Source organism: Mesorhizobium sp. AR07 (genome assembly GCF_024746815.1).
Classification (GTDB): Bacteria; Pseudomonadota; Alphaproteobacteria; order Rhizobiales; family Rhizobiaceae; genus Mesorhizobium.
Genome location: NZ_CP080525.1, coordinates 2,858,917 through 2,874,792 on the forward strand (window position 1 = coordinate 2,858,917; position 15,876 = coordinate 2,874,792).

Annotated in this window: 11 protein-coding genes and 1 pseudogene; 6 read left to right on the forward strand and 6 right to left on the reverse strand. The window is 62.9% G+C overall.

Going from position 1 to position 15,876, the window contains the following annotated elements; all coding sequences use genetic code 11:
- Positions 1 to 29: 29 nt before the first annotated feature.
- The 5 genes from BPNPMPFG_RS14665 to BPNPMPFG_RS14685 all read right to left on the reverse strand — a co-directional run bounded on the left by BPNPMPFG_RS14665 (position 30) and on the right by BPNPMPFG_RS14685 (position 8,295).
- Positions 30 to 4,946 carry a beta strand repeat-containing protein gene (locus tag BPNPMPFG_RS14665; RefSeq protein ID WP_258596138.1) on the reverse strand — a complete coding sequence of 1,639 codons (4,917 nt, stop codon included), beginning with the start codon at positions 4,944 to 4,946 and terminating at the stop codon, positions 30 to 32.
- A 196-nt stretch (positions 4,947 to 5,142) separates the two neighbouring features.
- Positions 5,143 to 5,562 (reverse strand): helix-turn-helix transcriptional regulator, encoded by a 420-nt coding sequence (locus BPNPMPFG_RS14670; RefSeq protein WP_258596140.1) that lies wholly within the window; start codon positions 5,560 to 5,562, stop codon positions 5,143 to 5,145.
- 255 nt (positions 5,563 to 5,817) lie between these two features.
- On the reverse strand, positions 5,818 to 6,555 hold the full coding sequence (locus BPNPMPFG_RS14675) for a helix-turn-helix transcriptional regulator (protein ID WP_258596142.1): 738 nt from the start codon (positions 6,553 to 6,555) through the stop codon (positions 5,818 to 5,820).
- 561 nt (positions 6,556 to 7,116) lie between these two features.
- On the reverse strand, positions 7,117 to 7,317 hold the full coding sequence (locus BPNPMPFG_RS14680; RefSeq protein ID WP_258596144.1) for a hypothetical protein: 201 nt from the start codon (positions 7,315 to 7,317) through the stop codon (positions 7,117 to 7,119).
- 453 nt (positions 7,318 to 7,770) lie between these two features.
- On the reverse strand, positions 7,771 to 8,295 hold the full coding sequence (locus tag BPNPMPFG_RS14685) for a DUF1993 domain-containing protein (protein ID WP_258596145.1): 525 nt from the start codon (positions 8,293 to 8,295) through the stop codon (positions 7,771 to 7,773).
- Between the two features lie 125 nt (positions 8,296 to 8,420).
- Here BPNPMPFG_RS14685 and BPNPMPFG_RS14690 point away from each other — a divergent pair.
- A protein-coding gene (locus BPNPMPFG_RS14690) for an IS5 family transposase (protein ID WP_413776855.1) occupies positions 8,421 to 9,186 on the forward strand; the annotation gives its coding sequence in 2 pieces (ribosomal slippage) (positions 8,421 to 8,746 and positions 8,745 to 9,186; 768 coding nt in all).
- Here BPNPMPFG_RS14690 and BPNPMPFG_RS14695 read toward each other — a convergent pair.
- Complete coding sequence (locus tag BPNPMPFG_RS14695; protein ID WP_258596147.1) at positions 9,183 to 10,220, reverse strand: LacI family DNA-binding transcriptional regulator; 1,038 nt, start codon at positions 10,218 to 10,220, stop codon at positions 9,183 to 9,185. The genes BPNPMPFG_RS14690 and BPNPMPFG_RS14695 overlap by 4 nt on opposite strands.
- Before the next feature lie 273 nt (positions 10,221 to 10,493).
- Here BPNPMPFG_RS14695 and BPNPMPFG_RS14700 point away from each other — a divergent pair, with 273 nt between their 5' ends.
- The 5 genes and pseudogenes from BPNPMPFG_RS14700 (at position 10,494) to BPNPMPFG_RS14720 (ending at position 15,716) form a co-directional block, all read left to right on the forward strand.
- Positions 10,494 to 11,501 (forward strand): sterol desaturase family protein, encoded by a 1,008-nt coding sequence (locus tag BPNPMPFG_RS14700; RefSeq protein ID WP_258596148.1) that lies wholly within the window; start codon positions 10,494 to 10,496, stop codon positions 11,499 to 11,501.
- A 102-nt stretch (positions 11,502 to 11,603) separates the two neighbouring features.
- Complete coding sequence (locus tag BPNPMPFG_RS14705; protein ID WP_258596149.1) at positions 11,604 to 12,701, forward strand: sugar ABC transporter substrate-binding protein; 1,098 nt, start codon at positions 11,604 to 11,606, stop codon at positions 12,699 to 12,701.
- Between the two features lie 116 nt (positions 12,702 to 12,817).
- Positions 12,818 to 13,765: an ABC transporter permease gene (locus BPNPMPFG_RS14710; RefSeq protein ID WP_258596765.1), complete on the forward strand. Its 948-nt coding sequence runs from the start codon at positions 12,818 to 12,820 to the stop codon at positions 13,763 to 13,765.
- Positions 13,765 to 14,133, forward strand: a pseudogene (locus tag BPNPMPFG_RS14715) (ATP-binding cassette domain-containing protein); the annotation flags it as partial. The gene BPNPMPFG_RS14710 and the pseudogene BPNPMPFG_RS14715, both read left to right, overlap by 1 nt.
- Positions 14,134 to 14,252: 119 nt before the next feature.
- Positions 14,253 to 15,716: a phospholipase D-like domain-containing protein gene (locus tag BPNPMPFG_RS14720; protein ID WP_258596150.1), complete on the forward strand. Its 1,464-nt coding sequence runs from the start codon at positions 14,253 to 14,255 to the stop codon at positions 15,714 to 15,716.
- Positions 15,717 to 15,876 lie beyond the last annotated feature (160 nt).

Consider the following 15,876-nt stretch of genomic DNA (forward strand, 5'->3'; position numbering starts at 1 on the left):
CAAGGCTGGTTTGCCTGTTCATTCCCGCCTCAGTTCAACGTGAAACTGATGCCGGCGCCGACACCGACATGTCCACCCGCCGCCGTGCCCGACAGATTGCCGCGGATGCGGCCGTCTTCGCTGGTGTAGCCCGCGCCGAAGGCGAACGCGCCCGCATCCCGCCAGAAGCCGCCACCCGCCGCGACGCTCAATTTTCCGGGACGGTCGTCGTAGCGCAGCGAGGCTGCGGCGAGCCCGATTGCTGCCGCTTGCCGCGCTTCATCCCGTATGCCGGCGACGTCCGTATTGAGCTGGCTGAGCTTCTGGTCGGTGTAATCGTTGGCCTGCTGCAAGGTCGTGGCGGCCACCTTGTCGGTATAGTTGTTGGATGTATCGATGGCATAGGCCACACGGTTGTCGGTGTAGCTCTTGCCCGTGGTCAGGCCCTGGTTCAGCTGGTTGACGTTGACCGCATCGGTGCCGACGACACCAGGTCCGACATTCGAGATGACAACCGGCGCGTTGACGTCCCCGCCCTGCAGCGTGATGCTGTTCTTTTTGCTGCCGTCTGGATTGGTGTCATACACCACCGCATTCTGGGTGAGACTTCCGACGCCGGTTTTCAGATCCTCGATCGCCGTGTTCGTGGCGAAGAGCTGGGAACCGTTTATCGCGTCGGTGCTGCCGGCGGAAACGCGTCCGGCAGCGACATTCGTGATCGTCCTCTCGGCGCCGGCATCGCCGACACTGACGGTTCCGGCTGGAGCCGTCCCGGCATAGGCGTAGGTCTTACCGTTGATGACGGTGCTGGACGTGCCGACGGCGGTCTGCGTCACCGAGCCGGATCCGAGAGCCACATCGCTGGCATTGTTGGCCTTGGCGTCTTGACCGAGCGCCACGGCGCCTTGCGCACTTGCCGTCGCACCGTGCCCGGCGGCCAGGCTATCGGTGCCGCTGGCCACGCTGGCCGGTCCGATCGCCACGCTGTCGGTGCCGCTGGCGGTGGAGTCGGCCAGCGTCGAATTGGCGTGGAAATACTTGATGCCGCCGCCATTGTTGATGTTGGTCAGCGCATTGTTGACGGCCGTGAAACCGTCATAGACGGTCGAATAGTTGTTGCCCTGGATGGTGTATGTCGGTCCCGTGATCGAGCCGTCGGGATTGACCGTGGTGCTGGCGCCGAACAGGTTGGCGACGTTTTGCGAGACGCCGCGAAGCTGGGAGACGTTGACGGCGTCGGTATTGGCCGAACCCGCCGCGACGTTGGTGAGCTTGCGTTCGGCCCCGGCGGCGCCGATCGACACCTCGCCGACCGAGGTCTGCGGGGCGGTGAGCGCAAAGGCCGTGTAGCCGGTCTGAGCGCCGACCGTGGTGACGGACTGAGCGCCTAGCGCCACGCTGTTGATGAAGGTGCTTTGGGCGCCGGCGCCGAGCGCCACCGACTGAATGCCGGAGGCGAGCGAATTGGTGCCGAGCGCCAGTCCGTCGGCCAGCATGACATGGGCGTTCTGGCCGATGGCCGTTCCGCCGGGCGCGGTCTGATCGACGATGGCGCCATTGCCGATGCCGACGCCATTGTCACCGTTGACGACCGTCGTCGGGCCGACCGCGACCGACTCCGCCCCGACCGCGAGCGAGTCGCCGGCCGTCGAATTGGCATGGAAATACTTGGTCGACGTCGCCGAGACCGAGGCGATCACCCCCTGCAGCTGGCGCACCGTCACCGCGTCCTGTTGCTGGGTGCCGTCCGCGACATTGGTGATCTGCCGGTAGGACGTGGCCGTGCCGACCGAAACGGCGCCGAGCAGCACCTTGTCGGTCGTGTTGTACTGGATGAAGTTGGACGGACCGGCCGCAATCTGGCCGGTGGCCGGAGCCAGTGGGCGATCGGAGACCGAGCCGGAACCAAGGGCGACGCCGCCGTCGATGCTGGCCTGGCTGTCGCGGCCGAGCGCCAGCCCGCTGACGCCGGTCGCCGTCGCCTGGTAACCGACGGCGGTCGAGCCGACGCCTTGAGCGAAGGAATCGGTCTGCGCCAGCCCGGTCTCGTTGGTGCGGGCATAGCGGATGCCTTCGCCATTGGCGTCGGTGAAGATGGTCGAGGTGTTGCCGGCGATGTTGTTGATCGTGTTGCCAAGATTGGTGATGGAGCCGCCGATATTGGCAATGGCCGTGGTGTTGGCCGTCACCTGCTGGTTGGTGGCGAACAGCTGCGAGCCGTTGACCGCGTCGGTCGAGCCGCCATTCAACTGTCCGGCCGCGACGTTCTGGATCTGGCGCTCGGCTCCAGCCGAGCCGACCGAGAATGCGCCCGCCGGCGTGCCGCCAGCGAAGGTGTAGTTCACGCCGCCGATCGTGGCTCCGCCGACATTGGTCGTTGCTCCTGACGTCGAATTCAGGCCGATCGCCACATCGCCGGCATTGTTGGCCACGGCGTTGGGTCCGACCGCGACGGAATTCGTTCCAAGGGCCTGGGAATCCGGCAGGGCCGAATTGGCGTGGAAATACTTGATGCCGCCGCCGACATTGATGTTGTTGAGCGTGGTGCCAATAGCGTCGACCGCCTGGTTGGTGGCGAAGAGCTGCGAGCCGTTGACCGCGTCGGTCGACGTCAAGCTGATCCGCCCCGCCGCCAGATTGGTGAGCGTGCGCTCCGCACCCGGCGCGCCGATGCTGACCGTCGAGGTCGGATTGACGCCCTGGAAGGCATAGGTCGTGCCGTTGATCACGGCATTGGGCGTGCCCGCCGCTGCGACGGTCACTGAGCCCGAGCCCAGCGCCACGTCGCCGGAGCTCGCCGCCGCCGTCGCGCCATTGCCGAGCGCGACATTGCCCGCAAGGCCAGCCGCACCCGCGGTGGATCCGTTGCCCAACGCGACGGAGCCCTGCCCGATCGCCTTGTTGTTGTTGCCGATGGCGACAGCGCCCGCCGCCATATTGGCCGCGGTGGCGCTCGCCGTGCCGTCGCTGTTGGCGATGTTGTTGGCGCCGCCAGTGAAGGCGCCGGTGCCGCTGGCGTAGCTCGGATCGCCGATGGCCACCGCGCCGTCGCCATAGGCGGTGTTGCCGGCGCCGATGGCCACGGCCTTGCCGCCATCGGCAGTCGCGCCCGTGCCGATGGCGACGGAGTCGGCGGAGAGCGCAGCGGACTGTAGACCGACCGCGATGGCGTTGGTTGCCGTCGCCTGGCTGTCGCGCCCCATTGCAATGGCGTCGTTCTCAGATGCCGTCACGTCCGTGCCGATGCCGATGGCGTTGTCTCCACTGGCGCTCGTTGCAAAAGTGCTTGAGCCGACATAGACGGCGCCTGTCCCGGACGCCCTCGTCCCAGCGCCGAGAGAGATGGAGTTCAGGGCGCTGCTTTGGGCGCCGCGGCCGAGCGCGGTACTGTTGAGTCCGGTGGCGCGGGATTCACGTCCGACGGCAGTGGAATTGTCGGCGCTGGCTACGGTGCCGATGCCGAGAGCGGTGCTGGCGCTTCCGCCGGCGTTGGCGCTGACGCCGGCAGCGAGAGAATTGTCTCCTGTCGCTTTCGCGCCGGACCCGAATGAGGAGGTGTTTGCGCCGCTGGCGACGGCCGTGTTGCCGATCGCTGTGCTGGCGGCGCCGCTCGCCTTTGAGGTAGTGCCCATGGCGATGGCGTCCTGCGCGCTCGCATTGGCCGACTTGCCGACCGCGGTGCTGTCTACACCATTCGCCGTAGCGCCCAGGCCCAGCGCACTTGCATTCGCGGCAGTCGCCGCGGCGTTGTTGCCGAGCGCCGTGGTCGAGACGTCCGTGGCCTGGGCTCCCGAACCTGCCGCCACGGAGCCTACTCCGCTCGACACGGCCGAATTGCCGAGCGCCAGCGCAAAGTTGCCCGAAGCATTGGCGACATTGCCGAGAGCTTGGGAGTTCAACCCCCCGGCGCTGGCCTGGTTGCCAATCGAAACGGCATTCGTCCCGGCGGCTTTGGCGAGGTAACCCATGGCTGTGGTCCCGACGCCGGAAGCAGCTGCCCCATTGCCGACCGCCGTGGACTGGTTCGCCGACGCTGTGGCGGAGGTTCCGAACGCGCTGGCCCCGGTCCCGGTCGCAGAAGAGCTCGAACCTACCGCGGCCGACCATGCCCCCGTTGCGGTTGAGGCTGTGCCGAGCGCAACGGCCTCGAACGTGAAGCCAGCAGGAGCAGTGCCACTTGCATTGGCATTCGTGCCAATGGCAACGGGAGAACCACCGCCCGTTCCAGCGTTTGCCTTGGCGCCGACTCCCATGGCTATAGCGGCACCGTTTGCAGATGAGGCGTTGGAGGACAATCCAATCGCCACCGAGGCACCACCCGAAGAACTGGCCGTTGAGCCGATGGCGACGGCGTTCGCCCCGTTTGCAGTGCTGTTGACACCAAAGGCTGATGCTCCATCCACCAGTGCGCGAGCATTCCCGCCGACAGCAAGAGCGTTGACGCCGGTGGCATTCGCGAAGACACCTATGCCTATGGCGTTGAGGCCAGTGGCACTCATCGTATAGCCGATGGCGATCGAAGCATCGCCCGTTGCGGTGATACCGGTGCCTAACGCCACGCCATTGTTGCCATTCACGTGGGCGCCAGCGCCGATGGCGGTTGAGGCGGAGCCGGGGGCGGTGCTGCCACAACCGATCGCTGTGCTTTGCCCGCCAGCAGAGGGAGTCGTGCAGTTCGCGACGTTGGTCAGAACCCCGTTACCAATGACAACCTGCGCGAACGCCGCCTGCGGGGTCACGATCCCCACCACGGCAAGCTGCGCCCCGAGCATCCCGCCGACGCCCAGCGTTCCCAACCCCAGGCGCTTGCGTCCCATGCCGAGTACACAATGAGCCATACGCAGCACCGCCATCAGGCGGCGGCGGAGCGAGCGAGAGCCATGATCGGCACCCGCGATCCAGTGCCCGGCGAAATGCACCACGCGACGCTGAACAAGCGAACCGCTCGAAATCTGATCGTCGGTCATGGTTCCCTCTCCGCTGGCCGGCATGAAATCGTCAGACAATTCCAATCCGCAGCAGGAAGACATGATTCCTGCACATAGTATTTCACGAAATTGCTGCTTCGTGAGAAAAAATGAAGCAAACTGACGGAGGTTAACGGTTCGTTACCTTAGCAAGCGCTTTAACACCAAGTAATCAAACAATGCCACAAACGGCATCTCATCTAACCTTCGAGTTAAGCTTGCCTGCCCTCGCCTGCAATGGCGTCACCTGCCGGTATTTCTTCATCACCGTGGTAAAATGGCTCTGGCTTGAAAAGCCGGCCAAATGGGCGATATCCGCGATCGTCATGTGGCTGTCGGCAAGCAGCCTTTCGGCGAAGTCGAGCCGCAAATCGAGAACGTATTGATGCGGCGGCATCCCGAACGTCTTGGAGAACGCCCGCACGAAATGGTAGGGCGAAAGCCCGCAAACCGCAGCCATCTCGGCAAGCGCCAGCTTGCGTGAAAAGTTCTCGTTCAGGAATTCCTGCACCCTGCGTGCACTGCGGACGGAAAGCCCACCTTTTACATTCAGTGCCGGCTGTCGCGCCGCATTGGTCACGGAAATCCGTTCCAGGAAATCATCATCGCGCCGCATTCTTCGGCCTCCTGAGACCTCCCCCGATGCAAAGCAATCTGCGAGCATACCGTGCGTGCCCTCAAGAAAACAAGCCGTGATCGATCGAACTGACTTATGGTGTTCACGCAGAGCATGGGCACATTCGTGATGGACGTATTTTGGAAAATTCCGGTTTTTTTGTAGGAAATTCCTGTCTTGGATCGCTGAGCATCAGCTGTCCCCGCTTTGCCACACCAATGCATGCCGCCCGTTTTCGATGCGGCGTGCAGCCTTTCAGTTTCTGACCGAAGCGTATCCGGCCTTGGTTGGCGTTCTTCCCCTGTACTTCTTCATGGTGGCGGCCAGATGGCTTTGATCCGAAAACCCAGCCAGGTACGCAACTTCGGCAATCGCGAACTCGCCATCGACGAGCAGCCTTTCCGCCAGGTCCAGGCGCAGATTGATCAGATACCGATGCGGCGGCATTCCAAACGTCCTGGCGAACCTTACTATGAAATGATTCGGTGAAATCCCTGCGACTGACGCGAGTTCCGTGACCAGTACTTTCCGCGTAAAATTTTCATTGAGATACTCCCGTACGCGCCGAGCGCCGTCCGAGGAGAGTCCGCCCTTGGGCGACGCAACCTGTCTCTTGCGGCTTGTGTAGGTGCGAAGCAGGTGAACGCCGAACACCGGGAGCAATGAGTCCAGATAAAGCTCGTTCGGAGGTGCTTTCCCAGTCAGTTCGGCAGTGAACCTCTGGGCTATATTGAGAGCCCAGAGGTCGACGGTACCGAACGCGGGCGGCTGGAGTTCCACATCGGTGAGATCGAACTCATGAGCGGCCAATTCGGATAGCGCTGCGGGAGATATGGAGACGACCGCATTTTCCCTGGTCGCCGACCAGGCGAGACTGCTGTCCACGCCCGCCGGATTGACGACGAGACATCCGGCCGGCGCGTCGTACTCTATGATCCTGTCGCTGCCGAGCGAGGCCCTCAACTTGCGTACGGGCGCCAGCACAATCCCCACGGAATGCTCCGTGGCGAGGAACTTCTGCGATCCAGGGGCGCGGACGGAGTATATCGCGCTCCCCCGCGGAGTGGCCCTTCTCGGGCCTGCATTTTCAGGAATTATGTCAAACACATGTCGAGCTGTCCGCGCCCGATCGACGCCCCGGGAATCGCCGCTTTCCCGAGCCTCATCCGCATTCCTCATCCGCCTCGCCTCAGCCGTCTTGCCTGCTGCCTGAAATCCCCTTTTTACCCAACCCGAAATCAGAGTAACGCACACGCTGAGGATAGGGAAGAACGTCCGTACGCAAACAAAAACTAAGTTTCACGGCAATAAGAAAAAAATTGCCCACAAGGGAGGTCGTTGAAATTTTCCCTACTTAGATAATGAGGTCTTCTCCACCGGCGCGCTGCGTACATCGACTTTGGTGTGAATCGGTCACACGCTTCGTGCAATCTATGCAAAATTTATGAAACGCTAATATAAAGCCCTATCTGACCTTTCGTCAGGCTACAGCTTGGTTTGCCATAGAGATCGGCGGCCATGCAAGGAGGCAGGATGGAGCTATCCGGTCCGCGGCTAGAGATCACCGCGACGATTTTCGTACAGATCCCACGCAAGTTCCACAAAGGCCAGAAGAACATCCTCCTGGCCCCACCCGGCGGCGACCGCCGCCTGGACGATTTCACGGATGAGAGGCAGCAATTGGGACTGGCATTCGACCGAGATGTCGATGCCAGCGTCACCCACTGGCGGCCCAACGAAGTTGAATTTCACCATTCGGCGCTCCCCTCGCCATCAATCAAAGTGTTATATCGTTAATTTCATTTCTGCTGATATACAATGACTTCTGAGCCAAGCATAGAAAGCCTTGCAGGACCGAAGCGGCACAGGGCGACGCCAGATCATACAGTCTCTTTGCTTCGCCGGGGATCGGATGGGCCATGGGGCATGGATTCCATCGGGCTTGATCGGTTCGACCTCTGCCCCCAAAATTGGAATTCTTCAGCTGAGCCGAGTGCCGCAAAGAGTAGAAGAATGCCTCTTCGGTAGTAGTGGTACTGCGATATAGGGGGCTCCCGCCTGTTCCCGCATGCCCTTGGTTTCGTTCGGATCGGCCTTCTCATGCACGCCGTTGCGGCGGCGCTTTGAACTAGGCCGTGAACTCATAAAAGGCGGGTGGTCGCGTTGTTCGAGTGGCAACGGTCCTTTTGCTGGAGACCAAATTTCGGCTCAGAATGAACTGGTGCGCAGCCGACCCTCGTAATCACGTTTACCGAGCGGCACGCCTCGCGAGCGCAGGATGTTGTATGCGGTGACGGCGTGGAAATGGAAGTTTGGCAGAGAGAAAGAGAGAATGAAGATCTCCGACGTGAAAGCAAGCCGTCGCGGGCCGATCTGGAGGTCTAGGTGCTTGCCCGCGCAGTCGTTAATCTCTTCGGGGACGAACGCCTCCAGCGCCGTTTCTGCCTTGCCGATCATCGCCTGTAGGTCAGTGAAAGGAACAGGTCCGACCAAAGCGGGAGGGGTGAACGCGCCGGTCTTGAGAGCCTCGACCCCCCACACGGAATGATGACATGCCGCTTCGATCTGAAAATGAAATGGCGCCATGTCGTCGAAGAGGCGGTTGTTCACGAAATTATCGGGATCGACACCGGTGTTTGAAAAGTGGGTGGCCGCACGGTCGAGAAAGCCTCCGACGGATCTTACGGTTTGCAGGAAGGTCGGCACGCTGAGGTCGTAGAGTGATGTCCGCATTGCCTTCCTCTCTCGAGCAATTTGAATCATAGTGAGTATGTGGCGTGATGGTCACAACGGCAAGGCAAGCGCGGTCACAGGCTGGCGGTCTTGCCCATTGGGTGGAACCCTGATTCAGCATCGGCATGAGCCGATACGATCCGACCGACTTCGAGTGGCGCGTTATCGAGCCGCTGCTGCCCAACAAGCCGCGAGGCGTGCCGCGCGTCGATGACCGCCGTGTGCTGAACGGCATCTTCTGGGTATCGCGGTCGGGTGCACCGTGGCGCGACCTGCCGGAGCGCTATGGCCCACGCACCACCTGTTACAACCGCTTCGTGCGATGGCGGAAGGCGGGCATGTGGGACCGGCTGATGGACGCCATCACCGTCGCGCACGACGGCGACATCCAGATGATCGACAGCACCTCCGTTCGGGTCCATCAGCAGGCCGCGACGGCAAAAAGGGGGTGCAGATCACTGTCTCGGCCGCTCCCGGGGCGGGCTCACGACCAAGATCCAGGTCGTCGTCGACGCGCAGGGGCTCCCGATCCGGCTCGGCCTGACGGCAGGGCAGGCGCATGACGTGCAGATTGCCGACACGCTGCTCGACCATCTCGTCCCGCGAACCATCGTGCAGGCGGATGAGGCTTACGACGCCGATCGCATCCGCGAGCTGATCCAAGACCAGGGCGCCACGCCCAACATCCCGCCCAAGAGCAACCGGCGCTGGAAACCCTGCTTCAGCAAGCGCCTCTACCGCGAGCGCAACCTGATCGAGCGCTTCTTCTCGAAGCTGAAGCCCTTCCGCCGCGTCGCAACCCGCTACGACAAGCTCGCCGCCAACTTCCTCGCCATGGTCCAACTCGCCTCGATGCGGCTGTGGCTGCGAGCTTATGAGGCTACGGCCTAGATGTTCTCGCGGGTGTAGATCTCGAACGGCAGTATCGTTGTGAAATTGCCGCCTTCGTTCGGGCCGGAGACGGCGCGGACCATGCCGGCCAGCGCTTCCTGCGCGATGCGGGCGAGCGGGTGTGAAATGACAAAGGTCAGCGTGCCGTCGAGCAGAGCCGGCCGCGTCGAGTCCATCAGCTCATAGCCGACGACGACCAGGCTGCCGGCTCGCCCGGTGGAGCGCAGCGCCGCAATCGCGCCGGTGATGCCGCCGCCGGCGACATACAGGCCGGACAGATCCGGATTTTCGTTCAGGAGTTTTTCGGTCATCTCCTGCGCGATGGCGCTCGATTCGAAGGTCAGCAACGGTTCCAGCAGCGTGAAGCCCGGGGCGTGCTCGCGGAAATAGGAGCGAAACCCGCTCTCGTTCATTTCCTGGCAGCGATAGCGATGATTGCCGACGAGGATGCCCAGCTTGCCGGGCGCCTTGCAGACATGCTCGAACGCCCAGGCTGCGGTGCGCCCGACCTTCCAGCCGTCCAGCCCGATGTAGCGCACCTGCGCCGTCGCCGATATCGGCGAGATCAGCGCAAGGACCGGCACGTTGCGGGCTTGCAGCGTATCGATTGCCTGGGCGACAAGAGGGTGAACCGCGGCTACGACCCCCACGGCATCGCACTCGGCGCCCAATGCCAATATGCGCGACGCGACGTTCTGCGGCGACAGATCGTCAAGAAACTCCGTTCTCAGCTCTATTTCGCAGTCGGGAATTGTCTCGACGGCCAAACGCAGTGCCTCGGCGATGTTGCGGTAGAAGGCGCGGCCGGGCTGGTGCAGAAGGAAGCCGAACCTGTAGCGCGGCCGAGCGGCCGCCACGCGGCTTCGCAGCGCGCCCATGCCATAAAAACCGATCTGCTCCGCCGCCAGCCTGACGCGCTCACGCGTGCCCTGGCGGACGGCGCCCGCGCCGCTCAGCACCCGGTTGACCGTGGCCACCGAAACATTCGCCTCGGCGGCTACATCTTTGATCGTCGGCCGCTTGTTCTGATCCATTTTGTCTCATCAGTCCGTCGCAACTGATACAAAGATATCATTTTTCCCGCAAGTTTGATATGAATGGCACAATCATTTTGGAATAAACATTCTATTCTTGATTCGTTTTGGATCAAGATGTTTATCTCAGGAAAAGCAAGCAAGGCGGCAGCACCGCCAGCCCAGGGATAGCATCAGCACAGCGCAGACAGGTTCTCGCCCTCCGCCCCGTGGCGGTGCGAGGCAGCGTGCGCGTGTGCGGCCATCCCAGGCATTGCGAGTGGAGGATCCGGGATGGACGATCTCAAATACGGCGTGCGCGACAAGCGCGGCGACTGGAAGCCGAACGGGCGCATCGAGGCGGTGCCCTTGTGGAACTGGCCGCCGAGGCTGCCGAAAATCCTGGCGTGGCTGCCTGGCTATATCTGGCCGTGGAATGCCTTTCACATGGCCACCGCGCTGATCTACTGGTTCTATGTCGTCCCCGGCGTCGAGACGATGAAAACCATAGGCTGGGGCTGGGCGCTGTGGCTCTACGCCGTCAACGCCGCGGCGATCCTCGTCTTCTACGGCATCTTCGAGCTGCGCTATTACATCAGGCGCGCCCAGGCGACGCGGTTCAAGTACAACCACAAATTCCCCAGCGATGCGCCGTCAGATGTGTTCTGGTTCCAGAGCCAGAACATCGACAACTTCCTGCGCTCGTTCTTCATCACGATCCCGCTATGGACGGTGGTCGAAGTCATTTTCCTGTGGTGCTTTGCCAATGGCTACGTGTCGTGGGTCGGCTGGCAGGATCACCCGGTCTACCTCGCGGCGCTGGTGCTGATCGCGCCGGCCATCCACGAAGTGCATTTCTTCTTCATCCACCGCCTGATTCACTGGGGGCCGCTCTATCGCTGGATCCACTCGGTCCACCACAATTCGATCAACCCGTCGCCCTGGTCCTCGCTGTCGATGCATCCGGTGGAAGGGTTCCTCTATCACGCTGTCGCCTTCTGGCACCTTGTCATCCCATCCAATCCGATCGTCGCGCTGTTCCAGCTGCATGTCGCCGGCTTCGGCGCCGTCAATGGTCATCTCGGCTTCGACAGACTGGAAGTGACCGAGGACACGGCTGTCGATAGCCACGCCTACGCGCATTACCTGCACCACAAATATTTCGAGGTGAACTATGGCGGCGACGGGCTGATCCCGCTCGATCGGTGGTTCGGCACCTGGCACGACGGCACCAGGGAGGGCGACGCCATGATGGACGCCCGATTCCAGAAGAAGAGGGAACGCGTGAACGCCAGGGCTTGAGCAGGCGCCCACCCACCACGCGGCGCGCAATCGGGAGAGAGGCGCGCTGAGGTCACCGATTTTCAAAACCCGTCTGAAGACGGCAAATGGGAGGAGAACGACATGAAGCGTATCACGAAACTCTTGGCGGCGATCATGCTCGCGGGCGTGGCAGCAGCGTCGGCCACATCGGCAACGGCCGGGTCGAAAGGGGCAAAGATCTTCGTCATCGGCGGCAAGGCGGACGACCCGTTCTGGTCGAAGGTCAAGAAGGGTGCAGATGACGCCGGCAAGGTCGCCGAACTGACCGGCGGCTCGGTGACCTGGCTCGGCCCGCAGAACTACGACAATCTAGGCCCGGACGCGGCCAAGCTCATCCGCACCGCGCTCAGCCAGAACCCGAGCGCCATCGTCGGCCCCGACTGGGTGCCCGAGGCCATGGACGACGCCTTCAAGGAAGTCGTTGCCGCCGGCGTGCCGCTCATCATCTACAATTCCGGCGGCATGGATGCAGCCAAGCGGCTCGGCGCCATGAACTATGTCGGCAATGAAGAATACACGGCGGGTCTCGGTGGCGGCACATATTACGGCAGCCATGGCTCCAAGAACGTGCTGTGCGTCAACACCTTGCCAGGTGCCACCAACACAGAAGACCGCTGCAAGGGCATTGCCGACGCCATCGGCAAGAGCGGCGGCAAATCAAGCCAGCTGCCGCTGCCATCCTCCAGTTTCGGCAACCCGACCGCTGTCGCCGAGGCGATCAAGGCCGCCGTGCTGAAGGACAACACCATCGACGGTGTCATCACCATCAGCGCCGGCGACGCCAACAGTGCCGCCAACGCCATCAGCCAGGCCAGTGTCGGCGACAAGGTCAAGCTCGCTTCGTTCGACATGGACGAAACCGGCCTGCAGCGCATCAAGGACGGCACCCAGCTGTTTGCTGTCGATCAGCAGCCCTATCTGCAGGGCTTTCTTGCCGTGTCGCTGCTCAACGGCTTCGTCAACTACGGGCTCGACCTGCCGACGAAACCGGTGCTGACCGGACCGGGGATCGTCGACGCCGCCAATGTCGATGCGACCATGGCCGGTGCGCGGCCGGCGCCCGCTAGGCACCGCGCACCGAGTGTCCGGCCCTCGGAGGGCCGGACATCATCAGCTCCGCGCCGCCGACGAAAGGCCGCGCCAGGCTCCCCATTTTTCAAGCCAGGGACATTTCGATGATATCCCAAGCCCATCACCACCCCGCCGCTGCCGCGACTGCGCCGCCCGTCGCGCGCTCTTCGACGCCCTCGATCGGCAGCCTCGTGCGCCGCCCAGAGGTCGGCTCGCTGATCGGCATGATCGCCGTGCTGGTCTTCTTCTCGATCTTCGGCGGTGCCAATTTCATGTCGGCCGGCGGCGCCGCGAGCTGGCTCAACGTCGCCTCGGAACTCGGCATCATCGCGCTCCCGGTCGGGCTGTTGATGATCGCCGGACATCTCGATCTCTCCGTCGGCTCGATGATCCCCGCCAGCTCGATGACCATTGCCATCATCTCGGGCCACTACGACCTGCCGATCATCGTCGGCATCCTCGCGGCGCTCGGTCTTGGCCTCGCCGTCGGCTTCATCAACGGCGTCCTGGTGATCCGCACCAAGGTGCCGTCCTTCGTCGTCACCCTGGCGACGCTGTTCGCACTGGCCGGCCTGACGCTCGGCCTCTCGGTCATCCTATCCGGCAGCACCAGCGTCGCGCTGAAGAGCGGACCGGCGGCCAAGCTGTTGTTCGGCGACTATCTCGGCGGCAAATTCCAGGTGACCCTGTTCTGGTGGATCGCCGTCATCCTGATCGTCGGCTTCATCCTGAACTTCTCGCGCTTCGGCAACTGGATCCTGGCCATGGGCGGCGACGCGGTCAGCGCCCGCAATGCCGGCATCCCGACGGACCGGGTCACCATCGCGCTGTTCATGAGCAGCGGCCTGTGCGCGGCCTTCGTCGGCATGTCGCAGGCCATCCTCTACAACAGCGCCCAAGTGGCCGCCGGGCAGTCTTTCATCTTCAACTCGATCATCGCGGTGGTCATCGGCGGCGTACTGCTCACCGGCGGCTACGGTTCGGTGGTCGGCATCGTGCTGGGCACGCTGACCTTCTCCATCGTCAACCAAGGCATCTTCTACACCGGCTTCGACGCCAACTGGGCGAGCCTGATCATCGGCGTCCTGCTGCTCGCCGCCGTGCTGATGAACAACACCTTCCGCACCATGGCGTTGACCTACGCGCCACGCAGCAAATCGAGGGCCCGCTGATGAACACGCCCCTGCTCAGACTGGCCGGAATCAACAAGTCGTTCGGACCGATCGACGTGCTCCATGACATTTCACTGGAGGTCAACAGAGGCGAGGTGCTGTGCCTGCTCGGCGACAATGGCGCCGGCAAGTCGACGCTGATCAAGATCCTCTCCGGCGTCCACAAACCGACTTCGGGCACAATGGAAATGGACGGCAAACCAGTCGAATTCGGCAGCCCGCGCGACGCCAGCGACCATGGCATCGCCACGGTCCACCAGTTCGGCGGGACGTTCCCGCTGATGAGCATCGGACGCTCCTTCTTCGTCGGCGCCGAGCCGACACGACGCTGGGGGCCGCTCACCATCTACGACCGCAAGCGGACGAGCAGCTTTCTGCTTTCAAGGTCGCCCTAGGTCTCTAGCGACTTGCCTGCGAGACACGCGGTCGGCTCGCGGCATCATCGGCTGCATTGCCTTCTGCAACCACTCGCTGGATAGTCCCGGCAATGTTCGAGACCCTAGCGACTCACTGGCCCCATATCCTTGCGATCATCTCGGTGGTGATGGCTACCGTTGGCATCATCCACGCCGTCATGACCAAGGAAGATGTCCGCGCGGCCACCGGCTGGGTCGGCGTCATGGTGCTGTCGCCGATCCTGGGCGTGCTGATCTATGCCGTCGCCGGCATAAACCGCATCCGTCGCGCCACGATCAGCGCGCAGCGTCCGCTTGCCGGCGGCGCGGTGTCCGCCAAGCATGAGCGCGATGTCGCCACCGAAGAGGCCCTGATCGTCGAGCGATACGGGCAGCGATTCACCGGGCTGCGGATACTGGGCGACAGGGTGGCGCGGCGCGCGCTCAACCCGGGAAACGCAATCGCGGTGCTGGAGACGGGCGACGAGGCCTATGCCGCCATGTGCGCGGCGATCGATGGCGCCGAGCGCAGCGTCCTGCTCGAGACCTACATCTTCGACAATGACGCCGTCGGCCTGGTCTTCGTCGACTCGCTGGCCAACGCCGTCCGGCGCGGCGTCAGCGTTCGCGTGCTGATCGATGCCGTCGGCGCCCGTTACTCCGTCCCCAGCATCCTCGGTCATCTGCGCAGTGCCGACATTCCGGCCGACGTCTTCAACGGCAACATCATCATGGGCATGCGCCTGCCCTATGCCAATCTCAGGACCCACAGGAAGATCCTGGTTGTCGACGGCACGGTCGCCTTCACCGGCGGCATGAACATCCGCAAGGGCTTCTCGGCCGAATTTGCCGGCTCCAACAGCGCCAGGGACACGCATTTCCGGGTGACCGGTCCGGTTGTCGCCGACCTGTTTTCGGTCGCCGCCGAGGACTGGCGCTTCGCCACCAACGAGGCCCTGAAGGACGATGCCTGGCGAATTGCGCCGCTGTCGCCGGCGCCTGGCCTGCCGATGCTGGTGCGGGCCGTCGCGTCCGGCCCCGATGCCAGCATCGAGACCAACCACAAGCTGCTGATCGGTGCATTTTCCGTTGCCCGCAAATCGATCCGCCTGATGTCGCCCTATTTCCTGCCGGACCGCGAACTGATCAGCGCGTTGATCACCGCGGGCAGACGCGGCGTCGAGATCGACATCGTGGTGCCGGCGGTGAACAACCTCTTCCTCGTCGACCACGCGATGACCGCGCAGTTCGACCAGGTTCTCAAGCACTATTGCCGCGTCTGGCGCACCGGGGGCCTCTTCGACCACTCGAAGCTGCTTTCGATCGACGGCGTGTGGGCCTATGTCGGCTCGTCCAATCTAGATGCCCGGTCGCTGCGGCTGAATTTCGAGATCGACCTTGAGATCCTCGACGCCGGCTTTGCCAGCGAGATCGAGGCGCGGATCGGATCGGCGATCGACTCCGCCGTGCCGGTGACGCTCGACGCCTTGCGAGCCCGGCCATTCCTTATCAGGCTGTTCGACCGGGTATTGTGGCTCGGTTCGCCCTATCTCTAATGCATGTCGCCCAAAAGTGGCCCCGGTTTTGGGACAACGACATGCATAAAAGCAAAGACCTAAAGCGCGCCGCTCGAATCCGTTCAAACGCGACGCGCTTTGGAAAGGTTCGCTCGTTGTAAAGTGCGCCTGTCATGGAACATACGCCGACGGCGCCTAT